This is a genomic window from Dapis purpurea BLCC-M126 (assembly GCF_050015975.1).
GTDB lineage: Bacteria > Cyanobacteriota > Cyanobacteriia > Cyanobacteriales > Microcoleaceae > Trichodesmium.
Genome location: NZ_JBNHER010000335.1, coordinates 1 through 4,337, shown reverse-complemented (window position 1 = coordinate 4,337; position 4,337 = coordinate 1). Strand labels below are relative to the sequence as shown.

The 4,337-nt window shown below is 36.7% G+C and carries 3 protein-coding genes; 1 reads left to right on the top strand and 2 read right to left on the bottom strand.

All coding sequences use genetic code 11. The features are described 5' to 3' along the window. Nucleotides 1-300: 300 nt before the first annotated feature. Complete coding sequence (locus ACP6PL_RS30775) at nt 301-450, bottom strand: DUF29 family protein (protein ID WP_426549178.1); 150 nt, start codon at nt 448-450, stop codon at nt 301-303. A gap of 64 nt (nt 451-514) precedes the next feature. Here ACP6PL_RS30775 and ACP6PL_RS30770 point away from each other — a divergent pair, with 64 nt between their 5' ends. Beyond that, nucleotides 515-1,603, top strand: coding sequence for a TauD/TfdA family dioxygenase (locus ACP6PL_RS30770; protein WP_426549176.1), 1,089 nt, complete (start codon nt 515-517; stop codon nt 1,601-1,603). Between the two features lie 62 nt (nt 1,604-1,665). Here the strand turns inward: ACP6PL_RS30770 and ACP6PL_RS30765 are convergent, their stop codons facing one another. Further along, nucleotides 1,666-3,954 carry a transglycosylase domain-containing protein gene (locus ACP6PL_RS30765; protein WP_426549175.1) on the bottom strand — a complete coding sequence of 763 codons (2,289 nt, stop codon included), beginning with the start codon at nt 3,952-3,954 and terminating at the stop codon, nt 1,666-1,668. Nucleotides 3,955-4,337 lie beyond the last annotated feature (383 nt).

The window sequence follows — 4,337 nt, the reverse complement described above, 5'->3', positions numbered from 1 at the left end:
CCCCTATCCAAGGGGAGGCTTTAAACCAGAATTATTTAATTATTAATAATTAATAGTTCGGTAAGCGATCGCGATTCATACCTATAGCCAAAATAGGATAGAATGTCGTCAGGTTCAGAATTTAATTTAAAATAGTCAGCAAAGGTATAAGACTAAGTAGGGTCAATAACGGAAATTATACACATAATTCAACTCTCGGAAATGCTTATAAGTTAGTCTAGTAGTAGACTGCTTCATCTTAAATGTTGCAATAGCAAATTGGCTAGAGATTGTCTCACTACTGATAACTGATAATTTATTTTATTGTAGCCAGTTCATATCTAATAATTGTTCAAGACTATAAGGGGAATTTTCTAGAAAATTTATCTCATATTCTGTCTTTTGCCTGACATATGTTAATGCTTTTTCATAAACTTTTGCTTGGTTTTCCTCTAGATAATTTCGTAAAATGTGTTTAGAACTTTAGAATATTGCTAAAATAGCAAAATATATTAATTTTACAAGGAAAAACATAATGCTAACATCAGTAAATGATACAGACGCCTCTGCTGTAAAACTGGTAGCAGAAAAAGACTTGCTTCAGGTCGAATGGGCAGATGGACATCGTAGTCAATTTCATTACCTATGGTTGCGATATAATTCTCCCTCTATTTCCCAAGTTAACGCTATGTCTACCATTGATCCATTAAGTATTCCTGCCGAACCCTATCCAAAAAAAGTCTACCTCAACCAAATAGGAGAAATAGAAATTATCTGGGCAAACGACGGTCATATTAGTAAATTCAAGCCCGCCTGGTTACGACGAAATGATTATCATAATGGAAGGCAGCAAAAATGGCAACCTAAATTATGGGGTTCGGAAAAAATTAATTCAATAACAAAAGCTGACTATAAGGAGATTTTGCAAGATAAAGCGAAACTCAAAGACTGGTTATTATGTCTGAACGATGATGGAATTGCCATACTTGAGAATGTTCCGACTGAGCCAGATACTATTTTAGAGGTAGCATCCCAATTTGGTTGTTTGCAGGAAACACCTTGGGGTAAGCTTTGCAATATCAAGACTGTGGAAAATCCAAATACCACTGCTTTCACTAACATCGAAATTTTCCTGCACAACGACTTAGTTCATTTGCCAATTTCCCCGGCTTATATGATGCTTCACTACTTAAAAACTGCCACGATAGGAGGGGAGAATACTCTGGTTGATGGCTTTCAGGTAGCGGAAGCATTACGCCAAGAAGCTCCTGAAAAATTTGAGTTGCTTTCAACTTTTCCTATGGAGTTTCGCTTCCAATACCCTCATGCTGAGTTAGTTGGAAAAGGAGAGATTATTCATCTTGATTATTTGGGTAAAGTTAAATCGATTCGCTTTTCTTCCCGTTCTATACAGCCATTTAAGTTACCTTCAGAGATAATGAAGCCTTATTATGAAGCCTATCGCACTTTTGCTGAAATGTGTAATAGTAATGAATATCAAATTCGACTTAAGTTCAATTCAGGAGATTTCGTGATTTTACATAACCATCGAGTGCTACATGGACGTACCCAATATACTGGAGAACGCTGGGTGCAATGCGCTTATCTTAGCCTTGTATATTGACCGGATGAATTATAGTTTGACAGTGCTTTGTTGCTTTCTGTGTTCGTAATGTCTATTAGACCTCAATCTCCTACAACCTTTTTCATATAATTTCCCCATAACTGAGCAGCTTGACTACTACTGCCATAGGTAGGAGAGTTATCATCATTTCCTAGCCAAATTCCTGTAACCATACTTTGGTTAGGAATATATCCAATAAACCATAAATCTACTGCTCCATTAGTAGTACCAGTTTTACCTGCTTCTCCTAATCCCAGATTAGCACTACCACCTGTACCAAATTGCACGACTCCTTGGAGCATTTGAGTCATTCTGTCTGCTATGTATGGTTTCAAAATAGGTTTGTTAGCTTGAATATCTCCTTGAGGGTTTTCACAATTTGGATCTGGGTTATACGAATAAATGCAACGACAAGTGTAAATATTATTGCGATCGCCACAATCACTACTATCTATAATCTTCCTAATAGTATGGGGTTTATTCCCTACTCCACGATTAGCAAATACCCCATAAGCACCTGTCATTTCTAAGACATTAACTTCACTTTGACCCAAAATCAACCCAGGTACAGCATTTAACTTAGACTTAATTCCTAAACGCCTTGCCATTCTTACCACTCTATCTAAACCTACCTGTTGAGCCACTCGTAAAGCTACTACATTTTCCGAAAATGCCATACCTGTGTACATATTTATATCACCGTTACGGCGTTGACAACCGTCGTAACTTACACCCATCCATCTCAGGGGAGTACAAGAATAGAATTTTGTTGGTGGTATCCCTCTTTCTATGGCAGCAGCATAAGCAAAGACTTTAAAAGTAGAACCTGGTTGACGTTGTGCTTGAGTCGCCCGGTTAAACTGACTTTTTTGGTAATCTGCACCCCCAGTCAGAGCAATAACTTCTCCATTCCTAGAATCTATTGTGACTATAGCACCTTGAGAGAAGTTAGCATAAGAACCAGTATTATTAATGCTATCTTGCAAAGTTGTTTCTGCATGAGTTTGAATTTCAGGGTTTAAGGCTGTTTGAACAACAAAATTTCCTTCTCTAGCTAAGTCTTCTCCTAATAATTCTTCTAATTCCCTAAATACATGACTATAATAATAGGGTGCTAATGTACCTTGGATAATTTCTTTAGCTTTCGGATTAATTTCTATCCGCGATCGCCTAGCTCTATCTGCTTCTTGTTGGTTAATCATGCCTAAAGTAAGCATTCGATAAAGAACCCCATCTCTTTGTTGTACAGCTTTTTCATAATTTTGTACTGGGTTAAAACTATTAGGTGCTGGTAATATTCCTACTAATGTTGCGGCTTCTGATAAGGTTAATCCTGTTGCACTTTTACCAAAATAAAATCTTGCAGCATCTTCAAATCCATATAAATCTAATCCTAAATAAACCTTATTCAGATAAGCTAATAATAAATCTTCTTTACTATAAAAAGCTTCTAATTTTAATGCTGCTACTGCTTCTCGTATTTTCCTGCCAGCAGAGTCTTCAGTACCTACATAATCTCGAAATATACTTCTCGCTAGTTGTTGAGTAACTGTACTACCTCCCTCTCGTATACTATCCGATCTTAAATTTATCAATATTGCTCTTGTAATTCCAATGGGATCTATACCAAGATGCCAATAAAAGCGACTATCCTCAGAAGCAATAACTGCATCTGGTAAATATTTAGAAAATTTAGAGATGCGTCCTAATTCATAATGAGAATTTCTATAAGCTGGACGTAGAGGTGTTTGTCCATCACGAGCATATATGACTACTGGGCCAGTAATTGGGTTGGGTAGGGGATCTACCTGAAATTTTGTCCATTCAAGTAGAATGATTAGACTTACCAAAGCAGTAAATCCAGAAATGCCCAAGAAACTATAACGAAGAACTTGAATATACCACGCAGGAGGATGGATATACCTAACTTTAACAGCATCGGCTAATGCAGGTGGTCCTAAAGTTAAGATATCGCCATGACGTAAAGGAAGACTAGAAATCTGTTTTTTCCCATTGTAGATACCATTAGCGGAGTTTTCATCTTTGATGATATAGGGGGCGTTAGTTGCTTTTGGGTTTCGTGAGACAGATAGATGAATTTTACTAATTAGGGGATTACGAATGACAATATCACAAGCTTGGGAGGAACGTCCGAGTAAATAGCGATCGCCCAACAGAGGATATTTTTTAGTTGGAGTAGCTTCTGCTTCCTGTATCCAGAGTTCAGGTACTTTAGCATTAGGTCTCAGTGCCAGTCGAGAAAAGTTGACACCAGCATGAATAGTTTTCACCACCTGGGTAATACTACCCAAGAGAGTCTGAGGATTACGAGGAGGCTGAGAATAATTCATAACTATAGGGAATACTTTAACTGGGAACTGGGAAAAATCTGCGCTTGCTCTTTCTCCCTGACCATACTGCATCTCTCAATATAAACCTTACCTACTAGAAAAAGTTAATGTAGCAGTATCTTTATCTAATTAGTATTATACCAATTGGAAAAAAAGTTCGCTACATATTGCCAGTAGATAGGAACATTATGGAGTAGGCAAGAAATTGATTTGTATTTGGTCTGATAATACTTTGATAAAAGACTTTATATATTATATTTATCAGTAGTTATTTCAACTTGATATTACTCAAAAATTCGATTAGCTTTTCTACTTGTGACTTTTCCCATTTACCCAATTATTAATAATTAATAATTAAATAATTCTGGTTTAAAGCCTCCCCT